This is a genomic window from uncultured Mobiluncus sp., from assembly GCF_947254095.1.
GTDB lineage: Bacteria > Actinomycetota > Actinomycetes > Actinomycetales > Actinomycetaceae > Mobiluncus.
Map to the genome: position 1 here is coordinate 1 of NZ_CAMYBV010000001.1, position 24,301 is coordinate 24,301.

A 24,301-nucleotide genomic window follows, 5' to 3' on the forward strand; every position below is an offset into this window, starting at 1 on the left:
GCAAACTGGACATCACCGCTTTTGCCCTCGCCGAAGTGACCGCGGATTTCCTCGCCTACCTGGACAAATGGCCCAACCTAGCCGAAGCGACCGAATTTCTGGTCATCGCGGCAACTCTGTTGGACATCAAAGCGGCGCGGCTCTTGCCGGGCATGGCTGACAGCGAGGAGGACCTGGAGCTGCTGGAAGCCCAGGACCTGCTGATTTCCCGGCTCATCCAGTATCAAACCTACAAAGAAGCCTCGAACTTTGTAGAGGCGCAGCTCCAGACATTTCAACTGGTGACGGGCCGGGTACCGGGCGATGAGCCGGCTTTGAAACACGTGTTGGCGGAACTGAAAACCCAGATAGATCCAGAGGAGTTAGCGCGACGCGCCGCCGGAACTCTCTACGCGGTTCCTCCCCAAGTTCTGGTCGCTCACCTGCATGATCCGCTCGTTTCGGTCTCTGAGCAGACCGCGGTGCTGACCGAGCGCCTGCAACGTGCCCGCACCCTCACGTTTAAAGAGCTCGTGGCGGACGCCAAAACCCTGCCGGTGGTCATTTCTCGGTTCTTGGCGCTGCTGGATATGTATCGCTCCGGGGTATTGAGTTTTACCCAGGAAAATCCATTGGGTAAGTTAGTTATTATCTGGGTCGGCTCCAGCGACAGCGAGCCCGCACCCCGCAATGAGGACGAATGGGAATGAGCGACAACCAAGACTTGTGGGCTTCCCTGGAAGCTATTTTGATGATTACCGAAGCGCCGGTGGGTGCGGACGTGTTGTCCGAAGCACTGCAAACCCCCGAAACGGAGGTGCTCGCGGCCCTGCAGGGGTTAGCGGCCGAGTATCGCGGCGAGGGTGGGGACGGAGCCCTGTTCAGCCGGCCACGCGGGTTTGAGCTGCGGGAAGTCGGCGGCGGGTGGCGCATCTACGTGGCACCGCAGTTTCAGACCTTGGTGCAGCGTTTCGTCACTCTGGGTTCCACCGGTCGGCTTTCACAAGCGGCGTTGGAAACGTTGGCGGTGGTCGCTTACAAACAGCCCTGTACCCGCGCCCAAGTCGCCGCCATTCGCGGGGTCAACGTGGATTCAGTAATGCGTAACCTAGCAGCGCGCGGGCTCATCGAGGAATGCGGCCAGACGAACCTCGGAGCTTTGCTGTACCGCACCACCGCGGCTTTCCTGGAACAGACCGGGTTGGACAGCCTGGAACAGTTGCCGCCCCTAGCGCCCTATATGCCTGCCAATCCTGACCTATCCGAGGTTTTGGCGTCGGAAACGGCCGATGTCCTGTGGGATGCGCAAACCCAACGCAGCGCGGACGACGACGATATGAATGAAACAGAAAGCAGTAACGATGACTGAGATAGAAACCGAAAACACTGTGAACAGTGACAATCCGCCCTTGCCCGAGTCGAAAACTGCACCCCACCCCCGCCCCGCAGCACCCAGCGAACCCGAGCGCCTCCAAAAGGTACTATCCCGCGCTGGGGTCGCCTCGCGGCGGGCCAGCGAGGACTTGATTGCGCAGGGCCGCGTCCAGATAAACGGCGAAACGGTGCGCGAAATGGGGGTAAAAGTCCAGCCCACGGACCGGATTACGGTGGACGGACAGCGGATACACACCGATACGGTCCTGCAGGTCTGGGCTTTTCACAAGCCCGTTGGCACGGTTTCTTCGATGCAGCCCGAGGACGATCGGCCCTGCATCGGGGACTGGGTGACGAAACTGCCAGAGCGGGTCTATAACGTGGGCCGCTTGGACGCCGCCACGGCGGGACTGCTGCTGTTGACCAACAACGGCGAGCTGGCTAACCGAATCATGCACCCGTCCTACGAAGTCCCGAAAACCTATGTCGCGGTGGTGCAAGGCCAGGTCAAGATGGGTTTGGGTAAGGTGTTGCGCCGTGGGGTCGAGCTGGAGGACGGCACGGTGAAAGTCGATAAATTCAAACTCATCGAAGTGCGCAAGGGCTCATCGATTGTGCAGCTGACCCTACATTCGGGCAAGAACCGCGTGGTGCGTCGCCTGCTCTCCGCAGTCGGACACCCGGTGTCTGCCTTGACCCGCACGGGAATCGCCAACCTGACTTTGGACGGCCTGAAAGAGGGCCAGTTCCGGCTGCTGCACGGCAACGAACTGGCCGCCCTACAAGAAATGGTGGGACTATGAGCGAGACCTTGCCGCAATCTGCCCCGCAGCCCTGTGCCACCGTGGTTGGCACGCGGGGTCCGGTGTTAATTATCGGCGCGGGTTTAATCGGAGGTTCTGTCGGTCTGGCGCTGTGCCGCGCGGGAGTGGACGTTTACCTGCGAGATGCGTCCCCGACAGCGATGGCTTTGGGCGAGAGCCTGGGAGCCGGACGGGTCTGGCGCGAGGGTCTTCCCGCGCCTTCTCTAGTGTTGGTCGCGACCCCTCCCGATGTGACTGCCGGTGTCGTGTTGGCGGCTTTGCGGGAGTTTCCCGCGGCTTTCGTATTTGACGTCAGTTCCGTGAAAGACGCGGTGGTGCACGAGGTCGTGGCGGGGGATTGTGCCGCGGCGCCGCGCTATTGCTCGGTACACCCCATGGCTGGCAAGGAAGTGAACGGAGTGGGAGCTGCCACCGCGGACTTATTCGCGGGTCGACCCTGGGTGGTGGTGGCGCATGAGACGACCCGCCCTGACGTGGTGTTGGCGGCGCGGACTTTAGGGACAGACCTGGGCGCGTTCTTGTTGACTTTGGATGCTGACGAGCACGACCGGGCAGTAGCGTTGGTTTCGCACGTGCCTCAGCTGGTGTCCTCCCTGATGGCGGGGCTGCTGGTGACGGCGCCTCCGGCTGCTTTGGAACTGTCTGGTGGCGGCTTGCGCGACGTAACCCGCATTGCGGCCTCGGATCCGCGGCTGTGGAACGCTATCTTGGCGGGCAACGAAACCGCGGTGCGCGAAATCCTGGTGGAATTGCAAGGTAACCTGCAGGCTCTCATCGCCGGACTGAGCCCGGATATTCCCTGCGACACCGGCGACCCGGACGGTAGTCCGACCGAAACAATCCCGCCCACCCGGCCTTGTGACCCCTCTGAGAATAGCGCGCGCACCGCCTGGAACTCTCCCGCGGTGGGCGCCATTAATACCGTGTTAGTGCGCGGAAACGAGGGCGTGGGGCGGATTCCCGGCAAGCACGGTGATGCCGCCTCGAAGTACGGGGTGGTGGCAGTGCTGGTCCCGGACGAGCCGGGTTTCCTGGGACGTTTGTTCAACGATGTGGGGTCAGCCGGCATGAATGTGGAGGATTTTCGCCTGGAACACTCGTTGGGACAAGCGCGCGGGCTGGCCTACCTGTATGTGACACCGGCTTCGGTAGAGCCGCTGATGGCATACCTGTCGCAACGGGGCTGGTCCCTAGCGGAGGTCTGAACCGGCAGAACGCTTATAGCGCCAGATTTTTTCGGCAAAACGGGTCATTACAAGCCCTTTTGCCTGTAAAATAGGCTTGCTTAGGGCGTTACCGGTTTCAATGTGGAATACTGGAGCCTTGCTAAATACCTGGAAAGTGTAGGGGAGTCATGGAATACGCGAACTATGAGGCATTGCGCGAAAAGATTTTGGGGCGCGGGGTGGTGGTCGCCATCGACGGCCCCAGTGGTTCGGGTAAATCCACCATTTCGCGCAACGTGGCGGCAGCCCTCGATTTGGGCTACCTCGATACGGGAGCGATGTATCGCGCCGCGGCTTGGGGGGTGGAGCACCGCGGGGCGGACCTCAACGATCCCGTAGCCATCGCGGCAGCGGTGCAGACCATGAAGTTCACCGTCAACGCGGTTCCCCACGCGCCCAGGATTTTTGTGGACGATATCGATGTCATGCACGTGATTCGTACGGATCACATCAACACCATCGTGTCCGCTGTCTCGAGCGTACCGGAGGTGCGTACCACGCTGATTGCGCTGCAGCGCGACATCATCGCCCAGGCCCGCGAATCCACCCGCGGTATCGTGGTGGAAGGTCGGGACATCACCACCGTGGTGGCTCCGGATGCACAAGTGCGGATTCTCTTGACTGCCAGTGCGGCGACGCGGGTTAGTCGGCGGGCTTTGGCCGATCAAGGTGACGTTCAGAGCGAAACCCTGGACCGAGAACGCGCCTTGGTGTTGGATCGCGATGCCCGCGATGCCAAAGTCACTTCTTTCCACGCGGCCGCCGATGGGGTGACCACGGTGGACTCCACCGATTTGAGCGTGTCGCAAACTTTAGATACGGTTATGCGTCTGATTGATCAGGCGACGAATTGAGGCTTGGCCCGGACTTTGGCCAGGCAATAACGCACGGGGGAATAATGACCGAAGAAACCACCGGAGACACCGGAGACGTGACGCTGTCTCAACAGCCCAATCAGATTGCGTCCAGCGATGAACTCCCTGACGTGGAATACGAAAACTTTGTCGATGATGGCACGTTAGACCCCGCGGACGCAGCGCGGGAAGCGATGCTGCGCGAGGGGCTGCAAGATTACGACTTGGAGCCGGAGGATTTGGATCTTCTGTCCGGAGACGTGACTCTGGACTCCGCCGGACTATCCGCCGCGCCAAACTGGCCCACCCTTGCCGTGGTGGGGCGCCCTAACGTCGGCAAATCCACCCTGGTGAACCGCATTTTGGGGCGCCGCGAAGCCGTGGTGCTGGACGAACCGGGAGTGACGCGAGACCGGGTCACTTATGATGCCCACTGGAACGGGCGCAATTTTCACCTGGTTGATACTGGCGGCTGGGACGTGGGGGTTTCCGGGCTTGACCGAGCGGTTGCAGACCAGGCCGAAATCGCGATTGACCTGGCGGACGCCGCATTGTTCGTGGTGGACGCGAACGTGGGGGCGACCGCTACCGATGAGCGTTTGATGAAGCTGCTGCGCCGTTCCGGCAAACCGGTGCTGCTGGTGGCCAACAAAGTCGACTCGGAGCGGCAAGAGGCCGATGCCGCTGCCTTATGGAACCTCGGCATGGGTCAGCCCTACCCGATTTCTGCCCTGCACGGGCGCGGGACCGGAGACTTGCTGGACGCCATTTTGCAGGTGTTACCCCAGGCCGGAGCCACACCGGTGACTCGTGCCGAAGACTCTACGCCGCGGGTCGCCCTTGTGGGCCGACCCAACGTGGGTAAGTCCTCGCTGCTCAACGCCCTGTCCGGGGCGGGACGAGCCGTGGTTTCAGAAGTACCCGGCACCACTCGCGATCCGGTAGACGAGGTCTTGGAGCTGGACGGGCAGCAGTGGGTTTTTGTAGACACCGCGGGGGTGCGTCGGCGGGTCAAACGCAGCGTGGGAGCGGATTACTACTCGGTGTTGCGCACCCAAGCCGCCATCGAAAACGCTGATGTGGCGCTGGTCTTGTTGGACGGTGGAGAACCTCTCACGGAACAAGACGTGCGGGTCGTGAACCAAGTCGTCGAGGCAGGCCGTGCCTTAGTGCTGGTGAACAACAAGTGGGATCTGGTGGACGAATACCGCCAGGGCGAGTTGAAATACGAACAAGAGGCGGATTTGGCGCACGTGTCTTGGGCGCCGAAGATTAACGTCTCGGCGAAGACCGGCTGGCACACGAACCGGATTGCCCGGGCATTGCGAGCGGCCTTGGAGGGTTGGACCATTCGGATCCCGACTTCGCGTTTGAACGCATTTTTGGGCGAGCTGGTAGCGGCTCACCCCCATCCGCTACGCGGCGGCAAACAGCCGCGTATCCTCTACGCCACCCAGGCGGGGGTGTGTCCGCCTCGTTTTGTCCTGTTCACCACCGGTTTCCTTGACCCGCAGTACCGGCGTTTCATCGAACACCGTCTGCGGGACACCTTTGGTTTCGTAGGTACCCCGGTGCGCATCGGGGTACGGGTGCGTGAAAAGCGGAAAGGCCGCTAGGATTTTCCGCGATTTTCCAACGATTTATTCATTTTTCAAGCGTCCCGGGCGGCAGCGTTTTTCCCTTCGGTTGCCAATAGGGTAAAGTATCTATGTTGCTTTTTGGGCAATCGGGCTGTGGCGCAGTTTGGTAGCGCACTTGACTGGGGGTCAAGGGGTCGCAGGTTCAAATCCTGTCAGCCCGACAGTTTGTTTAACGGGTGGCTCCTTTTTGAGCAGAGGCGGATTGGCACTGACGGTCCTGGCTTCTGGTTCGCTGAGAACGAAATTTTGGCTTCAATTTCGCCTTCAATAAATAATCTAAACAGTCTCTAGATTTTTGAACTATGTTCACGGAATGAATGCAAAATACCACCACCCGGTCGGCTATCACGGCGAGAGGCAATTGTCCCGAAACTCAGCTCAAATCTGAGGGTTAGCTGAGAAAATGCTTAAATTCGCCAAGCGTTCCTGAATGTCTGAGTTTTTTTAGTAAATCTCTTAGGAATCTGGTGGTGAGGAGCACGGCAATTTTCGGTGAATCTGGCGTGTCGCGCTCACCAGAGACGCCTAATCCCGATAAATGCCCTCTCACGTGGGATTTTGTTGCAAAACAGGGCTGTGTCTAAGTTCAAATGTGAATACAAAATTGATTTTAATGTCAGGTCAAATGACACCACTGTTCGCATCTCTAAAATGTGATATTCCTCACATAAATGAAAGATTCCTTACCGTCTGGAAACGTTTTAAATGTTGATAATTCAGCGATTTTTCCTGTCACCCAGCTTAAAACTTACTGAGATGAAAAATTTGACTTCAAATTGGGCGACCGGGAGGAGTAATCAATCGGCGTCATTGAGCCAAAATCGACTATACTTATAAGTACGGGTTGGCTGTAAGAAGGGTAACCGGAAGACAGCAACCGAAGAGCGATATACAGGGTATCGCTGGAGCATGGAGGTCTCCGATCATGAAAAATTCACATAAGCTTTACGCCGCAGGAGGCGGCTTACTTATAGCTGCGGTGATGGGCTTCGCTCCGTCTTTCGCGGACGATGGCACGCAGGCCGCATTAGGAGCGGATCCCGCCATAGAGGTGGCGGGCGCTACTGCTGCGGAAAATGACATTACTGTCGCTGGTACTGAGGAAGCTACGCAGGCGACTCAGGGTGAACCGGCTGCTTCTGAGGAAGCCACCGAGGAACCTGCCCCGGGTGCGGAACCCGCCGCGCAGGAAACCACGCCAGCCCCCGAAACCACCGAAACGGAAGTCTCTGAATCCGCAGAGGAACAGACTGCCGCTCCCGCCGAAGAGGGCATTGCTGCCCAGGCTGAGCCCGCCGAGGAAGCCGCTCCGGCTGAACCTCAGGCCGAGGAGGCTGCTACCGCCGCTGAGCCGGCAGAAGCTGCTGAACCTGCCCCGACGCAGGTCGTTCCTGTTACTTATGTAGTGCCTCACTACAGCGCCATGGCTCCCGTTTCCACTCCGGTCGCGGCTCCTGACCCCCAGGCTCCCGCCCCGTTGCTGACCATGGCAAAGACCGAAAACACTCCTCCGGCTGACCCTAACGGTCAATCCCAGGTTGTGTGGTTTGAGCTTCCGGAACCTGCCGGTCCGGCTTTGGTTCCTGGTCAGACCACCCCGTTGCTGAATGCGGCTGTTTCTGAGGCCCCGGCAGTCAACGCCAACGTGGTTCCCGCCACCGCTGTCCAGACTTCCGCCGTGCAGGCGGCTCCTGCTCAGCAGGCCCAAGTCAATCGGGCTCAGACCGTCTCCGAAGCTGGTTCCTTGAGCCGCTCCCTGGCTCGCACCGGCTCCGTTGCTCAGTATGCTGCTTTGCTCTCTGTCGCTGCCTTGATTGCCGGCGTCGGATTGCTGGCTGGCGCAGTCGCCACCACGCGTCGCCGCGCTAGCAAGGTTGAAAGGTAACTCGTTCAATCTGAATAACTAAAACCTCCACTGGTTGGATCCGCCGCGTGCGGGTCCAACTTGATTTAAGCCCTCAATGCGCCATCCCGCGCAGAGCCTATTTCGCGTAGATAGCTTCGATTTCTTTGGCGTATTTTTTAATGACCAGTTCTCGGCGGACCTTTAAGGACGGCGTCAACAGGCCGTTGTCCACGGTAAAGTCACCAATAATAACCCGCACTTTGCGGATAGATTCGGCCCTGGACACGCTGGCGGAGGCCCGCTGGGCGCCTTTCATCAGGGATTCTTGAACAGCGGGGTGAAGGGCGGCAGTCGCCGGATCCATAGGCGGAAGTTTGTGGTTAGCCAACCACGTGGGCAGCATCGCCCGGTCCAAAGTCACCAGAGCCGACACAAACGGCCTTTTGTCTCCGATGACGACCACGTTGGAAACCAAGGGGTGACCGCGGAACGAGTCCTCCAACGGAGCCGGAGAGACGTTCTTTCCTGAGGCCGTCACGATAAGTTCTTTCTTACGGCCGGTAATGCTGAGGAAACCGTTGTCGTCGATTTCCCCCAAGTCTCCACTGGAGAACCATCCGTCGGGGTCCAAAGCCTCGCGAGTTGCCTCGGGGTTGTTGCGGTAGCCGCGCATCACCAGGTCGGACCGGACAAAAATTTCCCCGCTACTGTCAAGTTTTATTTCCACTCCGGGCAGCGGGCGCCCCACGCTACCGATTCGGATATCGCCGGGAAGGTTGCCGGTAACCGGACCAGCGGTTTCTGTCAGACCCCAGCCCTCGATGACAGTCAAGCCCACTCCGCGGAAAAAATGCCCCAGACGCGCGCCTAGGGGAGCACCACCGCTGATGACCCAGCGGCAGTCCCCGCCCATCAGTTCCAGGAGTTTAGAAAACAGCAACTTGTCCGCAATCGCGTGGGAACGATGTAAACGGAATCCCACAAATTTGCGGTTTGGATCCTCTAAAGCTTCCGAATAGTGAATGGCCTGCGCCACCGCCCAGCTGAAAATCGTGTGTTTCAGGCCGCGACCGGCCTTGACCTGGGCAGCGGTATAAATTTTTTCCAAAACTCGAGGCACCACAATCATGCTGGTGGGACGGAAGGATTGTAGGTCGTTCAGCAGGTTTTTTACGTTGGGGACGCAGCCCAGCATGCCCCGCCCGGAGAGTACAGTGTAGGAACTGAAACGGGCAAACACGTGAGCCAGCGGTAAAAACAGCAGCATACGGGTCTTTTTGTTGTCGATGACTTCGGGCAGGCTGTCCCCAATCATCAAAGCCATATAGACGAAGTTGCGCTGGGTCAGCTCCACGCCTTTCGGTTTGCCGGTCGTTCCGGAGGTATAGACGATGGAAAGCAGCGAATCGAGATTGACTGCGGACAAACGTTCCCGAACTTCCTGTTTGCGAATGTTGGTTCCTTTGAGGCGAATCTGGTCTAGCGCCCCGTCCTGGAGAGCGGCCACCCCGCAATCCACAATCCGTCCGGTGGACTCAACCAAGCGAGTTTGAGTCGCGGTTTCGGTAATGACAAAACGCGCCCCAGTATCCTCCAAAATCCAGTCCACCTGGGCTGCTGAATCAGTTTCATAGATAGGAACCACAGTCAGACCAGCCGACTGGGCGGCGTAATCCAACAATATCCAATCGTAGGAGGTCCCGGCCATGATGCCGATGCAGTCCCCGGCCTCTAGCCCCATACCGATAAATCCGCGCGCCACATCGATGATCTGGTTAGCCATAGTGGAGGCGGTAATCTCTTCCCAGCCATCTCCGAAAGGCTGCGGTCGCATCATCACGACAGCCTGGGGAGTGCGCCGCGCGCGGGTGAAAAACAGCGCGGGTATGGAATCGTTGGGTTCTAGGCTGATTTGGGCGGGGGTGGCGTAATAATTTGTGGTCAACAGAGCCTCCTGAATCAATAGGTTTAACATACCGCAAAATAGGTCGAAAGATAGAACATAGTATTTGGCTCAACTGCGCCGAAATAGTGGACTTTGCGATTGTGGAGCCTCATAATGAAACCAGCAGAGCCGATGTATGGTTTATCAAATCGGCGGGCATACTTTCCTAGGGAAATCTGATTGAAAGGGGGAGCGTCCATGAGCATACCTGCGGTCGGCCCCTCCTTTCCGCTAGGGAATCCGGGGGTTGCTAATGCTGCCAATGCGGCTAATGCCGCCCAAAATGCTGCCACCGCCGCTCAAAATGCGCAAGCTGCGGTCAACAACGCCGCGGCCAATATGGGTGCGGCCGCCCAGGGGAACTTGAGCGCTACCGGCTTGCCGGTGCCACAAAACTCCGCCGCCATCGCCAACATTGTGGCGGGGCTAGCTTCGGCGCAAAACACTTCCGAGGCAGCTACCGGAAAGCCCAATCCGGCGTCCGCCCAATCTAACGCCTCCCCGGCCACTCAGTTGCTGCCCAACACCGGAACCTCCGGCACCAACCTTGACTCCGCGCTGCAAAACTCCCGCAGCGCCTGGCAGAACGCCGCCGGTCAGGCCGCCACCCAAAAGAGTGGGGCGAATCCGGATTCTTTGGCACGAATGCTGCAGTCATTTTCCCAATCCACGGTGTCTCCCGGAACGGTACAAACCTCTTTGGGACGTGCGCAGATGATTCCTCCCGGACAGGGAGCAAATCTTTACGCCGCGGCCCAGAATAGCGGGGCCGCAGCTACCGCGAACTCCGCCTCTGCCGCGGGAGCTGCTAATCCGGGTACAGCTGCAGCGGGTACTGCCGCCCCATCCGCCCTGCCTACCCCGGCAAACGCTGCAGCCGGCGCAAATACTGCTCCCGCCACTTCAGGCCAACCGGCCGCCACACAGCTGGCCAGTGCCCAAACGGCCACGCAGACCGCTGCCGGAGCGGCAACCCTGCGGGCGGAAGGAGCTCAGACCCAGACTGCTCCTGCCCCCGCGAACCCGGCCGGCACCCCCGCAAGCGCCCCTGGCGGGCCGGCGGTTCCGGCCGCCATGCCCGAAGCGGCGGTACGTCAAGCCAACGTGGCCCAGGCCAACGCTCAGCAGGCCGTCGCGCAGGCGGCGGCGTCGGCCAGTGAGGGAAAAACCACGGCGGCGCACTCCCAGAACCAGGCGCGTAACGCCGCCGTAGGGCCCGACGGCAATCCGGCACCCGCATTGCCGGCCCCGATGACACCTCAGGACCCAGCCCCGAAAGCCGGCCAGCTAGGCACCAGCGTCACCGGAGTGTCGGAGGACCCGATGTATATGAGCCAAGTCGCGGCAGCCAGCGGTTTTGGGGCGAAGCTGCAGCAGAGCCTGAACCTGAATCTGGGTATCGCCAACCTCACGGCCGGCAACCTCATCAGTTTTTGCGGCGTGTTGGTGGTAACCCTGGTCATCATGCGAGTGTTTGTTGACGGCGTGGTTCCAGAGGAAATTGTCGCGCTGAGTTTCGCCGCCATTATCGGGATTATGCTGATGATTGGGCCGTGGCTAATGCGGGAAAAGCCCAGGGATAAAAACGCGTTGCCGCCACCCAGAAAAAGGTGACGGCAACGCGAAGATGCGGCAGGTCCCTTGTGAACCCGCGGAAAACGGCAACTATCAGCAGTTGTAGTACAGTTCAAACTCCAGCGGATGAGGATGCACGAACAACTTCTGCACTTCATTCTCGCGCTTCAGCCGAATCCACGTCTCTAACAGGTCAGTCGTGAACACGTCGCCCTCGGTGAGGAACTCGTAGTCGTCCTCCAGGGCACGCAACGCCAAATCCAACGACGGCGGCAGCTTGTCGATGTCGCGGTACTCCTCAGGAGGAAGTTCGTAAAGGTCTTTGTCGATAGGCTCGGCCGGCTCGATACGATTGCGAATCCCGTCCAGACCCGCCATCAGAATGGCGGGGAAAGCCAGATAGGGGTTCGCCGAGGGATCGGGCACGCGGTACTCGACACGCTTTGCTTTCGGGGAAGTTCCGGTGACCGGAATGCGAATGCAAGCCGACCGGTTACGCGCCGAATACACCAGGTTCACCGGGGCTTCAAAGCCCGGCACCAGGCGGCGGAAAGAGTTAATGGACGGGTTCGTAAACGGCAGAATCGCGGCCGCGTGGCGCAGCAACCCGCCGATAAACCAACGTGCCAGGTCAGACAGGCCGCCATAGCCGTTTTCACCGTAGAACAGGGGATTGCCGTCTTTCCACAGAGACACGTGACAGTGCATTCCCGAACCGGCCTGACCCCACAGGGGTTTTGGCATGAAAGTTACGGTCTTGCCCAGTTCGATAGCCTTGTTCTTCACGATGTATTTGAACACCGTGAGATTGTCCGCGGCGTGCAGTAGCGTGGAATAGGTGTAGTTGATTTCCTGTTGACCCGACGCCCCGACTTCATGATGAGCCCGTTCGATTTCAAAACCAGTCTCTTGCAAGGCACGCACAATGGCGTCCCGGTCGTCGGCCGTGGCATCCATCGGGGGGACGGGGACGTAGCCGGCTTGGAATGGCATTTTGTTGCCCAAGTTGTGACCGTCCTCCCAATCGCCCGAGGTCACCGGCGATTCCTGCGAACCAATTTTTACGAAAGTGTCGTGCGGATCGGTGCGGAACTGGATGGAATCGAAAAGGTAAAACTCCGGTTCGGGAGCCAGGTATGCTGTGTCGGCGATGCCGGTGGACTTCAGGTAGGCTTCCGCCTTTTGGGTCACGCCGCGCGGATCGCGGGAAAATGGTTCGTTCGTAAAGGGATCCACGATGGAGGAATACAGCACCAGGGTCGGTTCCCGGCGGAACGGATCGACGAAAGCCGCGGTGGGGTCGGGAATCAGCTTCATATCGGATTCATGAATCGCGGTGAAACCATTGATGGACGACCCGTCAAACATCATCCCGTCAGTGAGTGTTTCCTCCAACATATTTGTGGGGATGGTGAGGTGCTGCATAGTTCCGTAAAGGTCGGAAAAGCGCACGTCGATAAAACGAATGTTTTTTTCTTTCACAAAATTAATTACTGACTGCGAATCATTAAACATGCCGGAACCTCCTGCAAAAAATTTATACATTTTTACCTTTCTATTTTTACCTTTCGCCCAGGTGTCCGCCAAATCGGCGCGCCCACAGATTTTGTCTGGCGATGGCATATACTTAGAGGCACGACAGGGGAGCGAAATTCGCTGAGAGTGCCGTGGCTTTTTGTGTTGCATGAAGCGGGCAGACCCTCGCACCAGGCAAGTAATGTTGCCGAGGAAGTCGAGTAAATCTCGGTTTGCGTCGCCCAGGACGTGGACTTTTCCCCTGCTCTTACTGATTTTAGAAAGGGCAGTTATGTTTTCTATTACTCGTGGACCAGCCTCGTCCCGGACTTTGGCTGCGTTGGCCGCAGCAGGACTGTGCGCGGCTTTGCTGGCGGGCTGTAGCGATTCGCGTCCGGCCGACAGCGCCACCAGCACCCCGGGAACTGACAAAGACACGTCCAGCGGCACGGTAACCCTTGTGACCTATGATTCATTTCCCCTGAGCGATGAAACCGCCGCCGCCTTTACCGACAAAACGGGTTACCAGTTAAAGGTGGTTAAGAACGGCGATGGGGTAGAACTGACCAATAAGCTGATTTTGACTAAGGATGCGCCGTTGGGCGATGCCGTGTTCGGGTTTGATAACAACACCGCTCAGGCCGCCGTTGATGCCGGAGCCTTGGCTGACTTCACCGGGAAACTCGCTCCTAGCGTGCAAAAACTGCGCGGGGATTCGAAGCAATTAGTACCCGTGGACCGCGGCGAGGTTTGCGTGAACTACGATGTCGCCTACTTCCAAAAGAAGGGCCAGCAGCCTCCGGCGACCTTCGACGACCTGGCGAAACCTGAATACAAAAACCTCACCGTGGTAGAGGATCCCCGCACGTCCACGCCGGGCCTGGCTTTCCTGCTGTCCACTATCAACGCCAAGGGCGAAAACGGGTGGATGGACTACTGGAAGTCCCTGAAAGAGAACGGGGTCAAGGCCGTGAGCTCATGGGATGATGCATTCAACGTTGACTTTACGGCGGGTTCTAATGACAACGGCAGTGCGGCTTACCCCATCATGGTGTCATACGCTTCCTCCCCGGCTTGGGCGGTCAGCGATGACGGGAGCGTTTCCACCATTGGTAATGTGCCGGCAACTTGCTATCAGCAGATTGAATACGCCGGGGTGCTGAAGGGCGCCAAGAATCCGGCGGGTGCCGCGGCGTTGGTCCAGTTCCTGACCGAGGAAACGGCGCAAAAGGACCTGACCGAGAACAACTACATGTACCCGGTGCTGGATTCGGTGCAGCTGCCCGAACCGTTGGCCAAGTTTGGCGCTCCGTCGGGCCAGGCGGCCATGCTGAAAGTTTCCGACGTGATTAAGAACCGCGAAGCCTGGGTGCGTTCCTGGGCCTCGATTATGGGCTAGTCGTCCCGAGCGTTCGAAAGGCGATAAATGGAAAAGACAGCCCCCAGGGTGGCTCTAGCGGTGATGGTTTTCCTGCCGCTGGCCTTCCTGGGGCTGTTTTTTCTGTGGCCGACCCTGCGGATTATCGGCCTGGGGCTGAGCGGTACGGCGACTGGTTTGAGTTCCGGCGGGAGTGCCGGCTTCGGCGGGGCTTTGCGCGAAATGCTCGGTCGAACCCGGACCTGGACGACCCTGTTTTGGACCCTGGAGATGGGGTTGCTGGGGACCATATTCTCAGTTTTCCTGGGTGTGGCCGGGGCTTGGGTGCTTTACGGGCTACGGATTCCGGGACGTCGAGTGTGGCGCACCCTCACCGGGGTGCCTTTCGTGTTGCCATCGGTAGTGGTCGGGGTGGCGTTCCAGAATTTATTGGGGCCGGGTGCCCCTTTGGGTTTCCTGGGTCTGTCCGAGAGCCGTGCCGCGATTATCTTGGCGATGGTGTTTTTTAACTTTTCCCTGGTCGCGAGGATTGTTGGTAACGCCTGGATGCGTTTGGATCCGCGTCCCGCACAAGCCGCGCGGGCGCTCGGGGCCAGTCCGGCTCGGGCGTTTTTGAGCGTGACCCTGCCCCGGCTGGGTCCGGCGATTTTTGCCGCGGCTTCCCTGGTGTTCCTGTATTGCATCACGTCTTACGGCCTGATTCGGGTGCTGGGTGGGGTAAAAATCACGACTTTGGAAGTCGAGATTTACCTCGAAACCGCCAGTTACCTCAATCTTTCAGGAGCCGCGGTTTTGTCTATCCTGCAGATCCTCATCGTGTTGGCGGCTCTAGGTATTAATGGTGTGGCGCGGGCGCGTTTTGAACGTGCGGGGGCGTTGCGCACAGTCCCTCCCCGGCGGGTGCGCCGCGAGGACGCTTTCGCGCTGGTCTTGACCGGTTTTGGGATTTTGTTGGTGGCGGTGCCGCTGATTTTCATGGTGGTGGCTTCGCTGCGTTTGGCGGGTCGCTGGACGCTGGCGAACTATCGGGCGTTGGGCCAGCCGGGAATCGTGGCGCAGCTGCCGGGCACAGCCTGGGCAGCGTGGGGATATTCCCTGCAGGTGGCGTTGCTCTCCTGTGTGATTTCCCTGGTCATGGGGTTGTCAGTGGCGCTGGTCGTGTCCCGCCGAGTGCCGCCGAACTCGCGGTGGCGCGGGGCGCAGGAACTGTTCGATATGCTATTTTCCTCTCCCCAAGGCGTTAGCGCGGTTACGGTGGGTTTCGGAATGCTGATAACTTTGCAGGCTCCGCCGCTTTCTCTGCCCGCTAACGCGGCGTTTCTGGCGGCCGCACAAGCGGTGGTGGCGGTGCCGCTGGTGTTGCGTTCGGTCCTGCCGACCTTGCGGGCCATCAATCCGCACCTGCGGGAGGCGGCCGCGACTTTGGGGGCCAATCGTCTGCAGTCTTTCGTCACGGTGGAGCTGCCCGTTTTGGCGCGGGTCAGCGGGGTCGGGGCTGGTTTCGCTTTCGCGATTTCTCTGGGGGAGTTCGGGGCGACCAGCTTCCTGGCCAGGCCGCTGGAGCCGACACTGCCGGTGGCGATTTTTGCTTTGAGTTCCCGTCCGTCCGCTCAGGCACAAGGGGCGAGCGCCGCCGCGAGCGTGGTGCTGGCGCTAACTTGTGCGTTAGTCATGTTCGTGGCAGAAAACGGTTTTACCCTGTTGACGCGAGACCCGCGGCGGCGACTTAAACTGTCCTCGAAGGGAGAATAAACACGTGAACGATACTGCCCACCCGGGCTTGTGCCTGCGGCAAGTGACCTTTTCCTACCCGCCAAACCGACGCGGTGAGGCTCCCGTACCCATCTTGCAGGACGTGAACCTGGACGTGGGTAAGGGCGAAATTATGGTGCTGCTGGGTCCGTCGGGGTGCGGGAAATCAACCCTGCTACAGGTTGTGGCGGGATTGCTGCCGGCGGATTCTGGCACCCTGACCTGGGACGGCGTCAACCAGGAGCCCATTCCCACCCATCGGCGCGGATTCGCGATGCTGTTCCAAGACGGCCAGCTGTTTGCCAACCGCAACGTGGAACGCAACGTCGGCTACGCCCTGGAACTGCGCCGACCGCGCCTTAGCAAAACTGAAATAGCCGCCACGGTCGCCGAGATGCTGCAGCTGGTGCGGTTAGAGGGCATGGAAAAGCGCCGTGTTGACACGCTTTCGGGAGGGCAGGCCGGGCGTGTCGCTCTCGCTCGCGCCTTGGCGGCCAGGCCAAAACTGCTGCTACTCGATGAGCCGCTTTCCGCCCTTGACGAACAGTTGAAGTACGAGTTAGCCGCCGAAATCCGCGACATTGTGAAACGCAGCCACATCACCGCCGTTTACGTGACCCACGATCAGGCGGAGGCCGCCCTGGTGGCGGATCGGGTGGGGATCATGCTCGATGGGGTGGTGCGTCAGACCGGCACGTTGGAGGAGCTAAAAGCCCACCCGGAGACCCGTGAAGTCGCCAAATTCCTGGGGGTAGACTTTCCCCCTCGGTAAGTTCGAGAAATTCGTTAGACTGGTGACGCCAGCGCCCCGAGACCGGTGTATTCGTACCATTCTTGCGGTATGCAGTGGTGTTTCGGAAAGGAAACGATAATGAAACAAAACATGATAGCCCCCCTCGCAACCACGGATTTGTATGACGAATACGGTGACAAGCTGCGGGTTTGCGATATTCAGATGGCTAACTTTGGCGGGCACAAGGCTTTCGCCGGCCAGATTACAACAATCCACTGCCACCTGGATAACGGCCTGGTGAAAGCCACGCTGAACTCACCGGGGGAGGGTCGGGTCCTGGTCGTTGACGGAGAGGGCGACCTGCACACGGCCTTGTGCGGCGACATGATTGCGGGTGCCGCGGTAAAGAACGGTTGGGCTGGGGTCGTCATCAACGGGGCGATTCGTGACTCGGCAACGATTCGCGGTCTGGCCCTGGGCATGAAAGCGCTGGGCACTACTCCTCGCAAATCCGCCAAAGACAGCGTGGGTGAAACCGATGTGGAGCTAAACTTCGGGGGCATCACGTGGCGCCCCGGAGACATCTTGCACGCCGACATGGACGGAATCGTTTTGCTACCCAAAGAGTAAGCCAGCGCCCTGGTGATCTGTAGCCCAAACCCCCTATCGCGCTCAAAATACCTAAGGTACGCCGGTTCGTTGACACGGGGTAGACTCAGATGTATGATAGGGTAAATTCGTGAAAGGAGACGAAGATGTCACACGTAGCAAAACTCATTCCAATGGCAATGCTGGCTCTAACCATTTCGTTGCCCGCCCAGTTGGGCTATGCATCGGAAACAGACTTTTCCAATGACGAATTCCTCGGCAACTCTACACAATCGGCGGGATGTACCTTTACGGTAATCAGGAACGACAGTATGGGTTTTGGAGTGAAGGTAAACAGCTGTAGCTCAGGTAAGATGCTGAAAGCTAAGAAACCGTACTATTTAAATGACAATAACCCTCGTCTCTACTATGTGAATGGCAACTGGGTTGGAAGCCCAGGGGCGGTGAGTATTGCCGTACGACCCCAGGGAACTCTCGATGGTGGTTCTGGTATTTTACAATTCAATTAGTCAGCTCTAGAGGTGTAACTGCGATGGTGCGGAAACTTGAGACAAGTATCCTCGTTTTGTTTTCCGCCTGTGTCCTCCTCGCGGGTTGTGCCAGTCACGATAATGAGACAGAGGGCGCCTACTCAGCTGAAATTGCTCAACTACTTGACGGGAATTCCTCGACTTTTGTAAAGAATGTTCTGGCGGACGGAAACATCAGTGATGAGGAAGCCGAGGAAGCCCGCAGTAAATATATAAGTTGTCTTAGTGAAAACGGTTATGAGGCGCAGGTAAGTACAGACCAGTACGGAATTAAGCAGGTAGCCACTGTTGGTGACGTTCCGCTGCAGGTGGAAGATAAATGCTCCGTGGACACTCGAGACGTATTGAGTTTGTATGATCGGATGCGTGAAAACCCGCAGAACGAGGACCTGGATGATGTGTTGGCGGCTTGTTTTGTGCGCCATGATTTGGTTCCCAAAGATTTCACCGGCAAAGACTTGAAAACCCTGCAGGCTGATTTACCGACTTATTCTACAGGTTATCAATGCGATAAGAATGCGCAGGATTATTATCAGTGTCTTGAAGCTCAAAACGCGAAAATCAACGAGAAGATTGCAAACTCGGAGGTGCCCACTATTGTTCTTCCTGGCGGGCGTGAGTTCAACGGTGACGACCCGGAGATTTCGCATTGCCAGGCTGACCCGCAGTGGTGAAATTGCACAATAAACAGCCCTCGAGTGTCACAATTGGTGAATAAATCTAGGAGCGGAGAACTGTTGGAAACGGGTAATAACAAAAGTCAAGTGTCCTGGCGGCTGGTTGTAGTGGCGGTTACGCTGGCTCTTGCCTTGGGGGCGTGTTTGGGTTTCGTTTTGGCACCCGTGAAAACACCCGGACTGAGTCTGGTTAGTGATGATTCTAAAGAGATTTCCACACCAACAATTAAGTTCCTTGACCCCAAGCGTCTGCCGGTTACGGCCACGCTCCTATCAGGAGGCGAACTGGCGGCCAATGGTTCAGGCACTATCACGGCATATACCTGCACGCCTGGAGACACTATCAAGTCTGGAACCAGTTTCATTTCGCTTGATGGACAACCATTGCTGGCTTTGCACACCGAGGTGCCGTTGTGGCGTGACCTCCAACCGGATACCAACGGCGTTGATGTCAATGCCCTCCAAGCTGAGCTGCAAAGACTCGGTTATCCAGTCACCCCGAGCGGAAAATGGAATCAAGCTACGAGCTTGGCGCTGAAACAACTATGGAGCAAGCTCGGTGTGCGTGATACGCAATCATTGCCCAAAATGCGTCTTATCTGGATTCCAGCCGTGGAAGTCGGGGTGAAAGCCTGCCCGTCTAAACTCGGAACTGAGATTGGGGCGGGAACTTCGGTGGCAGCCATTAGTGATGTGATCTCCGCGCTCAAGGTGGACCCCGTTCCTGACACCGTGCGCATGGCGGTAGCGGGTAAAGCAAAAGTTGAAATTCCTCCTGACGGGAAAATCACAGATAGTGCTTTCTTAGCAGCTTTTGCTGCTACCTCTAGCTATCTAGCCTGGTCAGAAAACCCTGAGAGCCAGCAGCTCAACGTGACGGCTGAGTTAAAAGATCCGCTTTCGGCTATCTCGGTTCCAGCCGCCGCTCTTTACGGTATAGATGCTGACACGGCCTGCGTACTTTCAGGAAAGAAAGCCTACCGGGTGCGGATTGTTTCTTCTGAACTCGGTCAGACCATTGTGGTGGCTCAAGGCAAAAGCTCTGGCGACTCTACCTTGCCGAAAACGGTGCGGGTGAATCCGGGAAAGGACGCGCCGCCATGCGCCTCGTAGCTTCCGGTTTGGCACATCGTTTCCAGGGCACCGAGAATCTCTTTGAAAACCTTAGTTTCACCCTCGAATCGGGTGAAATGGTTGCTATCACCGGACCTTCAGGATGTGGTAAATCGACTCTCTTGTCGCTACTGGCCGGGTGGGAATCACCCACGGAGGGTGAAATTACCCGGGACGGAGAGGGGAAAATTTCGTGGGTTTTCCAAAACCCGCTGGGTTCACCTAAGCGCAGCGTTATTGACCACGTGTCCTTGCCGATATTGGCGGGCGGCGCGTCAAGACGAGAGGCGGAAAAGCTGTCTTACCAGCTATTGGAACGTTTCGACCTGTCCCAGCAAGCCACTCAGCCCTACGCAACGCTCTCGGGCGGGCAAGCAACCCGGCTGATGCTGGCTCGTGCTTTCGCCTCTCAGCCAGCGCTTTTGCTAGTGGACGAGCCGACCGCACAACTTGATACTCACACAGCCGCCTCTGTGAATGCTGTCTTAGGGGCACTTGCCTCAACTAACACCATTGTGGTGATTGCCACTCACGACCCGGATACGGCCAGCAGTGCACAGCGTGTTATTAACTTAAAGGAATTCGCAAAATGATGCGCGGCTCAGAAATCTGGCGCGAAGCCTGGCGCAACTTCAGCACAGGGGCAGGCAGCATACTGTTGAGCGCATTGGCACTCTTAGCGATTGTGGGATTGGGATCCGTTTTTGTCAGTAGCTATGGCTCTGGGTTGGCCCGAGCAGGGACACAGTTTCGTGAGTCGGGAGCCTCTACCTATGTGATACGTGCGAACGAGATGGTGGATTCTCAGAGGTGCGTTAATCTCCAAGGCGTTGGTTCTGTGCAGGCAGCGGGTGCCTTGCGGGAGAGTAAAGACATTTATTTCGCAGCCATGCCATCGCGGGCAGTTTCCACTTTTGAAGCCACCCCAGATTTTTGGCGCGTGTTGTCGGCGAACACCCCCGGAGCGGTTTTCCTGAATCAGCCCGGCGTGTGGATTACTGACACTCTGGCACAAACTTTGGGGGTGCGCCCCGGCGAAAAAACGGTTTTGCGCGACGGGCAGAAACTCTCTATAGCCGGGGTATTTGCCTACCCCGATGATGGTCGTAACCGTGATCTGGGATATGCGGTCGTTATGCCCGTAGCGGTCGTACAAGATTTTAGCCAGTGCCTCATCGAGACCTGGCCGGCAAGCCCTGAGGACGCGAGTTTGCTGTTGTCATCGCTAAAAATAAACCAATCCACCGGGGCAGGAGGCGAGATTCCTACGCCACAGCAACTCAACACAAGTCTTGGACGGGAGTTCAACGCAGCGAATTCATGGGACACGTTGTTGAGACTCGCGGTTGGTCTGTCTGCTATTGCCGGTTTCGTGATTGGTTTTGTCTGGATATTTTCGCGCCGCTTAGTGTTGTCTTCCAACCTGCATTGTGGACTAGACCGGTTAACATTGCTGCTAATAAGTCTCGCCGAAACTAGCATTGTTCTGATTTTTTCCCTTATCACCTGGCTGCCGTTTGGCTGGTTTGCCGCTGCTTTCGGCGCAGCCCCAGACACTTTGGTCAGTTTTGGGGCAGGGCTAAGGACTTTCCTAGCGGGAAGCGCAGGTTTCGTTTTCGGCATGGTGCTGGGGGTTAACAGAGTCAAGGAAACACACCTGTTCCGTTACTTCAAGAACCGTTGACCAATGAGACGGAATCGTTTTGCTCCCCAAAGAGTAAGCCAGCGGCCTGGTGATTTGTACACCCTAACACCCTTTTCGCGCGTAAAATATGTAAAGTGCGCCATTAAGGGCGTAGGACTAAAGGTCAAAGTTTCAGCTTGGCATTTAGTGAACGCATCATGTCAAAAGTGTTGCAGTATTCTACTTTAAGGTGTTGGCAGGCTTCGGGTATCTTTATGCGGCTTTTCCGGTTTGGTTCTGGTTTTTCCAGTGTTACTACAACAAAGCCATGCGCTTTAGCGTAAGCAACTAGGAACAGGTCAGCGCTTTGCCGGAAGGTGTTAATCGCATGTTGCTTGTAGTGTTGGTCTCCAGCCCAGGTACTCAAGTCTTTCACATATTTCAAGGTGTTTTCGTCAATGTCCAGGAAAAACCCTTTCCTGAATTTTATCCAGGTAAGGAGATCTTTGTCGTTACCGTTCATCAGCTCGTCATAAACATTTTTAATACTGTTAATATCACCGTTGGTCATGGCTCTATTTAGCCACTCCCAGAACCCGGGAGCTATGTCGAAACCATAATAGCGGTTTTTGGACTCGATAAAAATGTTTGTGTCTAACAGGTATTTCACGCCACCTCCAAGTGTTTTGCGAGGTGATCTATAGCTTCCGGATTTTTGATACCGAGGATGCTTAACGCTTCGGTGTACAGGGTTTGCCCTTCGAGAGTGCTGGTGATTATTGCGCGAGTCAGGGTTTTACTGGCACGCAAGGGGAGCATGTTATAAAAGTTTCCCCCTGCACTGCCCGGGGTCGAGTTATGCAGGTATTCTAATGCTTGTTCTTCTTCTTTTTTATACCAGGTGGTGTATTTGTCCCAGGATAATAGCCCCGCTCCGTAAAGCCGGTTCAGTACTGTTAGCGTGCTGGTGTAGGTTTGTCGAGCCAGGTTATCGACTAATTGTTGGTTGAGTTCTCTTGTGGTTATGTTTGTGATGAGAGAATCGGGAATCAGGGTGTGTGCCGCGAATTCGTTACACCACAGTTCTGTATCGTTCTTATCGGATTTTCCCGTATCGGTAAGCGTGGGGTTGTCTAGTGCGCTTTGCCCCAGAAGTATGTGCCCAAACTCGTGTAGGAGGGTGAAAATTTTCCCAGCACGGGTATCTTGACCGTTGATGAATATTAGCGGTGTGATTGCATCTGTCAGGGCGAATCCTCTGAATTCGTCAACGTCTAGAATTCGGTGTGTGTTGTGTTGAACTATCCCGTTCACTATGACGAGTATCCCGGTCTCTTCAACCCTTTGGCATAAGACCCGAAAAGCCTCATCGTATTTTCTGGCTTCTTGGTGGGTTAAGGGCAGTTTCAACAGCGTTATAGCATTTTTTGCGGCTTCTTGTACAGGAGTTCCTGTACTACAGGAAGCGACGAAATCGAGAGGTTCTGCACCGTTTTCCAGCGCATAGTCACGGTACCAGTCTTGTTTAGCTTGGGAATCATAGATCGTATCCAGCAAGTCTGCTGTTAAGTGCGTAAGATCCCGGTTCTTCACTGTTCGCATATCCGGGATAGGCAGAACTTCTGCCGGAGGAGTGTCCAAGAACAGCATCCCAACAGGCGTGTGGGTTTTATCCGCAAAAGACTGTAATTGCTTGAGAGTCGGGCTGGTTTTTTTGCTAATCCAGTTCCCCAGACCGGGAATGCTCTCGGTCAGGTCGAGCAGGGATTTACCACTGCGTTCTACCGCCCACAATAGCAATTCTGGGGAAACACTCACCCGCACACTCACCCGCACACTCACGACGCACCCCCCTGTTGCCTAGAACCGTCCGCAGACTAATGCCCATTTACTGCTACAGTTTATAAGAAAACGTTTCGCAGCGTACAGGGTTTCCACCCGATTACGCAGACTGACAGAAACCCCGCCGGAGCTAGCCAACTTGGGCGAGCAGGCGCGGTTCTGAGGGCGCTTCCGGGGTATCGGGAACGTGGAAAGCGGCGCGGATACGCGCGCCAACCTGCGCGCTGCAGCCGACGAACAGGTATTCCAGATTCCGCAGGTGGGTGACTTTACCGACCTTGGTTCCCTCCGGGTTATAGATACCGATTTGGGCACCCACGTAGCGTTTATAGTCAAAAGCCAGCGCCACGCAGTCCTCAAAACCAGCCGCCACCGCGTCAAACAGGGTGTCAAAATCAATCCAAGATTCATTGTTATAGGACAGCACCAGCGTGTCCGTGTCGACCTGCGCAATCAGGCTTTGCAGAGCCTGGGGCATCTCGCGTTTCCGGTTATACGCCGAATGTGTGGCAGAATCCCGGGCGTCCACCCGCTTTTGCGCCACGCCGTAAGCCTCGGGGCAATCCCAGCGAATCAGCGTCTCCCAAATGTGATAGTTCGTAAAGTAACGATGCTGGTTATAGGGCGGATCGAGGTAAACCAGGTCAAAACGCGGGGTCGCGGGGTCGGCGATGAGTGCGTTCGTGTCGCGCTGGTAGGTGGTGCCCGTACCGTCCAAAAGCTCGGGCACCCGCAGTTCCAGGTCATTGTACGAGCGCGGAGCCCACTGTTTCAGGTACGCCATCTGCAGTCCGGTCGTGGAGTCTACCCGGTCCGCCGCCTCCATCAGGGAGGTCAGCAGGATAGGGTAGTGGGGGTCGGTGGCAAACTCCGCCTCAATACGATCGCGGATAGCGTCAATACGCGCTCCGTTCCGCGGTTGGAAGAACCGAGACTTTTCGCAAAACGTTTCCGTAAAGTATCCCGGGTTGCCGGGGGTGGCTTCTAGATCGCACAAGAGAGTTCGTAGCTCGCGGTCGTTTATCTGACGTTTGTCGGTGGCGATATAGCAATCCGCGAGTACCCTCGAATAGCTGGCCACATCGTTGGCTGACGTGGTAATTCCGAGGGCCTTGAAAGCCTGTGCGACCCGGGTCGTCCCGGTAAAGGCGTCAAGGGCGGTGCGTGCGCCCGACAGGTCCGCAATCTGTGCCAATGCCGGCACCAAAGTGCGTTTTGAACCCAGGTACTTAATCACACGTGCTCCCTCTTTTCCTCGAGATTAA

General features: G+C 57.3%; 22 protein-coding genes and 1 tRNA gene. 18 read left to right on the forward strand and 5 right to left on the reverse strand.

The window, feature by feature from the left end:
* The 8 genes from Q0X47_RS00005 to Q0X47_RS00040 form a co-directional block, all read left to right on the forward strand.
* Window positions 1–689, forward strand: a 689-nt coding sequence (locus Q0X47_RS00005) for a ScpA family protein (RefSeq protein ID WP_297721171.1), incomplete at its 5' end; no start/stop codon positions are given.
* Entirely contained in the window at window positions 686–1,348 is a 663-nt protein-coding gene (gene scpB, locus Q0X47_RS00010; RefSeq protein ID WP_297721174.1) for an SMC-Scp complex subunit ScpB, read from the forward strand. The genes Q0X47_RS00005 and scpB, both read left to right, overlap by 4 nt.
* Window positions 1,320–2,156: a pseudouridine synthase gene (locus Q0X47_RS00015; RefSeq protein ID WP_297721177.1), complete on the forward strand. Its 837-nt coding sequence runs from the start codon at window positions 1,320–1,322 to the stop codon at window positions 2,154–2,156. The genes scpB and Q0X47_RS00015 overlap by 29 nt, the downstream gene beginning before the upstream one ends.
* Entirely contained in the window at window positions 2,153–3,382 is a 1,230-nt protein-coding gene (locus Q0X47_RS00020; RefSeq protein ID WP_297721180.1) for a prephenate dehydrogenase, read from the forward strand. Before Q0X47_RS00015 ends, Q0X47_RS00020 begins: the two co-directional genes overlap by 4 nt.
* A 149-nt stretch (window positions 3,383–3,531) precedes the next feature.
* Entirely contained in the window at window positions 3,532–4,257 is a 726-nt protein-coding gene (gene cmk, locus Q0X47_RS00025; protein ID WP_297721183.1) for a (d)CMP kinase, read from the forward strand.
* Window positions 4,258–4,301: 44 nt separating this feature from the next.
* On the forward strand, window positions 4,302–5,873 hold the full coding sequence (der, locus tag Q0X47_RS00030; RefSeq protein WP_297721186.1) for a ribosome biogenesis GTPase Der: 1,572 nt from the start codon (window positions 4,302–4,304) through the stop codon (window positions 5,871–5,873).
* A gap of 111 nt (window positions 5,874–5,984) precedes the next feature.
* A tRNA-Pro gene (locus Q0X47_RS00035) sits at window positions 5,985–6,058 on the forward strand.
* Window positions 6,059–6,822: 764 nt separating this feature from the next.
* Window positions 6,823–7,782, forward strand: a complete 960-nt coding sequence (locus Q0X47_RS00040; protein ID WP_297721188.1) for a hypothetical protein — start codon at window positions 6,823–6,825, stop codon at window positions 7,780–7,782.
* Between the two features lie 97 nt (window positions 7,783–7,879).
* Here the strand turns inward: Q0X47_RS00040 and Q0X47_RS00045 are convergent, their stop codons facing one another.
* Window positions 7,880–9,688: a long-chain fatty acid--CoA ligase gene (locus Q0X47_RS00045; protein WP_297721192.1), complete on the reverse strand. Its 1,809-nt coding sequence runs from the start codon at window positions 9,686–9,688 to the stop codon at window positions 7,880–7,882.
* 198 nt (window positions 9,689–9,886) lie between these two features.
* Here Q0X47_RS00045 and Q0X47_RS00050 point away from each other — a divergent pair, with 198 nt between their 5' ends.
* Window positions 9,887–11,302, forward strand: coding sequence for a hypothetical protein (locus Q0X47_RS00050; protein WP_297721195.1), 1,416 nt, complete (start codon window positions 9,887–9,889; stop codon window positions 11,300–11,302).
* 54 nt (window positions 11,303–11,356) lie between these two features.
* Here the strand turns inward: Q0X47_RS00050 and glnA are convergent, their stop codons facing one another.
* On the reverse strand, window positions 11,357–12,778 hold the full coding sequence (gene glnA / locus Q0X47_RS00055) for a type I glutamate--ammonia ligase (RefSeq protein ID WP_297721198.1): 1,422 nt from the start codon (window positions 12,776–12,778) through the stop codon (window positions 11,357–11,359).
* 292 nt (window positions 12,779–13,070) lie between these two features.
* On the opposite strand from glnA, the gene Q0X47_RS00060 reads away from it, so the two are divergent.
* From Q0X47_RS00060 to Q0X47_RS00100, 9 genes are all read left to right on the forward strand, one after another.
* On the forward strand, window positions 13,071–14,177 hold the full coding sequence (locus Q0X47_RS00060) for a thiamine ABC transporter substrate binding subunit (RefSeq protein WP_297721200.1): 1,107 nt from the start codon (window positions 13,071–13,073) through the stop codon (window positions 14,175–14,177).
* 27 nt (window positions 14,178–14,204) lie between these two features.
* Complete coding sequence (locus tag Q0X47_RS00065) at window positions 14,205–15,908, forward strand: iron ABC transporter permease (RefSeq protein WP_297721203.1); 1,704 nt, start codon at window positions 14,205–14,207, stop codon at window positions 15,906–15,908.
* A 4-nt stretch (window positions 15,909–15,912) separates the two neighbouring features.
* A complete protein-coding gene (locus Q0X47_RS00070; RefSeq protein WP_297721206.1) occupies window positions 15,913–16,680 on the forward strand; it encodes an ABC transporter ATP-binding protein in 768 nt (255 codons plus the stop codon).
* Window positions 16,681–16,779: 99 nt separating this feature from the next.
* Window positions 16,780–17,271, forward strand: coding sequence for a ribonuclease E activity regulator RraA (gene rraA, locus Q0X47_RS00075; protein WP_297721209.1), 492 nt, complete (start codon window positions 16,780–16,782; stop codon window positions 17,269–17,271).
* Between the two features lie 125 nt (window positions 17,272–17,396).
* Complete coding sequence (locus Q0X47_RS00080; protein WP_297721212.1) at window positions 17,397–17,759, forward strand: hypothetical protein; 363 nt, start codon at window positions 17,397–17,399, stop codon at window positions 17,757–17,759.
* A 23-nt stretch (window positions 17,760–17,782) separates the two neighbouring features.
* Window positions 17,783–18,454, forward strand: coding sequence for a hypothetical protein (locus Q0X47_RS00085; protein ID WP_297721215.1), 672 nt, complete (start codon window positions 17,783–17,785; stop codon window positions 18,452–18,454).
* Window positions 18,455–18,517: 63 nt separating this feature from the next.
* Window positions 18,518–19,570, forward strand: coding sequence for a hypothetical protein (locus Q0X47_RS00090; RefSeq protein ID WP_297721218.1), 1,053 nt, complete (start codon window positions 18,518–18,520; stop codon window positions 19,568–19,570).
* On the forward strand, window positions 19,558–20,163 hold the full coding sequence (locus Q0X47_RS00095) for an ATP-binding cassette domain-containing protein (RefSeq protein WP_297721221.1): 606 nt from the start codon (window positions 19,558–19,560) through the stop codon (window positions 20,161–20,163). The genes Q0X47_RS00090 and Q0X47_RS00095 overlap by 13 nt, the downstream gene beginning before the upstream one ends.
* A complete protein-coding gene (locus tag Q0X47_RS00100) occupies window positions 20,160–21,254 on the forward strand; it encodes a hypothetical protein (protein ID WP_297721224.1) in 1,095 nt (364 codons plus the stop codon). The genes Q0X47_RS00095 and Q0X47_RS00100 overlap by 4 nt, the downstream gene beginning before the upstream one ends.
* Window positions 21,255–21,378: 124 nt before the next feature.
* On the opposite strand, the gene Q0X47_RS00105 is transcribed toward Q0X47_RS00100, so the two are convergent.
* The 3 genes from Q0X47_RS00105 to Q0X47_RS00115 all read right to left on the reverse strand — a co-directional run bounded on the left by Q0X47_RS00105 (window position 21,379) and on the right by Q0X47_RS00115 (window position 24,273).
* Window positions 21,379–21,864 (reverse strand): DUF4411 family protein, encoded by a 486-nt coding sequence (locus Q0X47_RS00105; protein WP_297721227.1) that lies wholly within the window; start codon window positions 21,862–21,864, stop codon window positions 21,379–21,381.
* The gene (locus Q0X47_RS00110) at window positions 21,861–23,036 is read right to left on the reverse strand and encodes an ImmA/IrrE family metallo-endopeptidase (RefSeq protein WP_297721231.1); all 1,176 of its coding nucleotides are present in this window, start codon (window positions 23,034–23,036) and stop codon (window positions 21,861–21,863) included. The genes Q0X47_RS00105 and Q0X47_RS00110 overlap by 4 nt, the downstream gene beginning before the upstream one ends.
* Window positions 23,037–23,166: 130 nt before the next feature.
* A complete protein-coding gene (locus Q0X47_RS00115) occupies window positions 23,167–24,273 on the reverse strand; it encodes a DNA adenine methylase (protein ID WP_297721233.1) in 1,107 nt (368 codons plus the stop codon).
* Window positions 24,274–24,301: the final 28 nt, after the last annotated feature.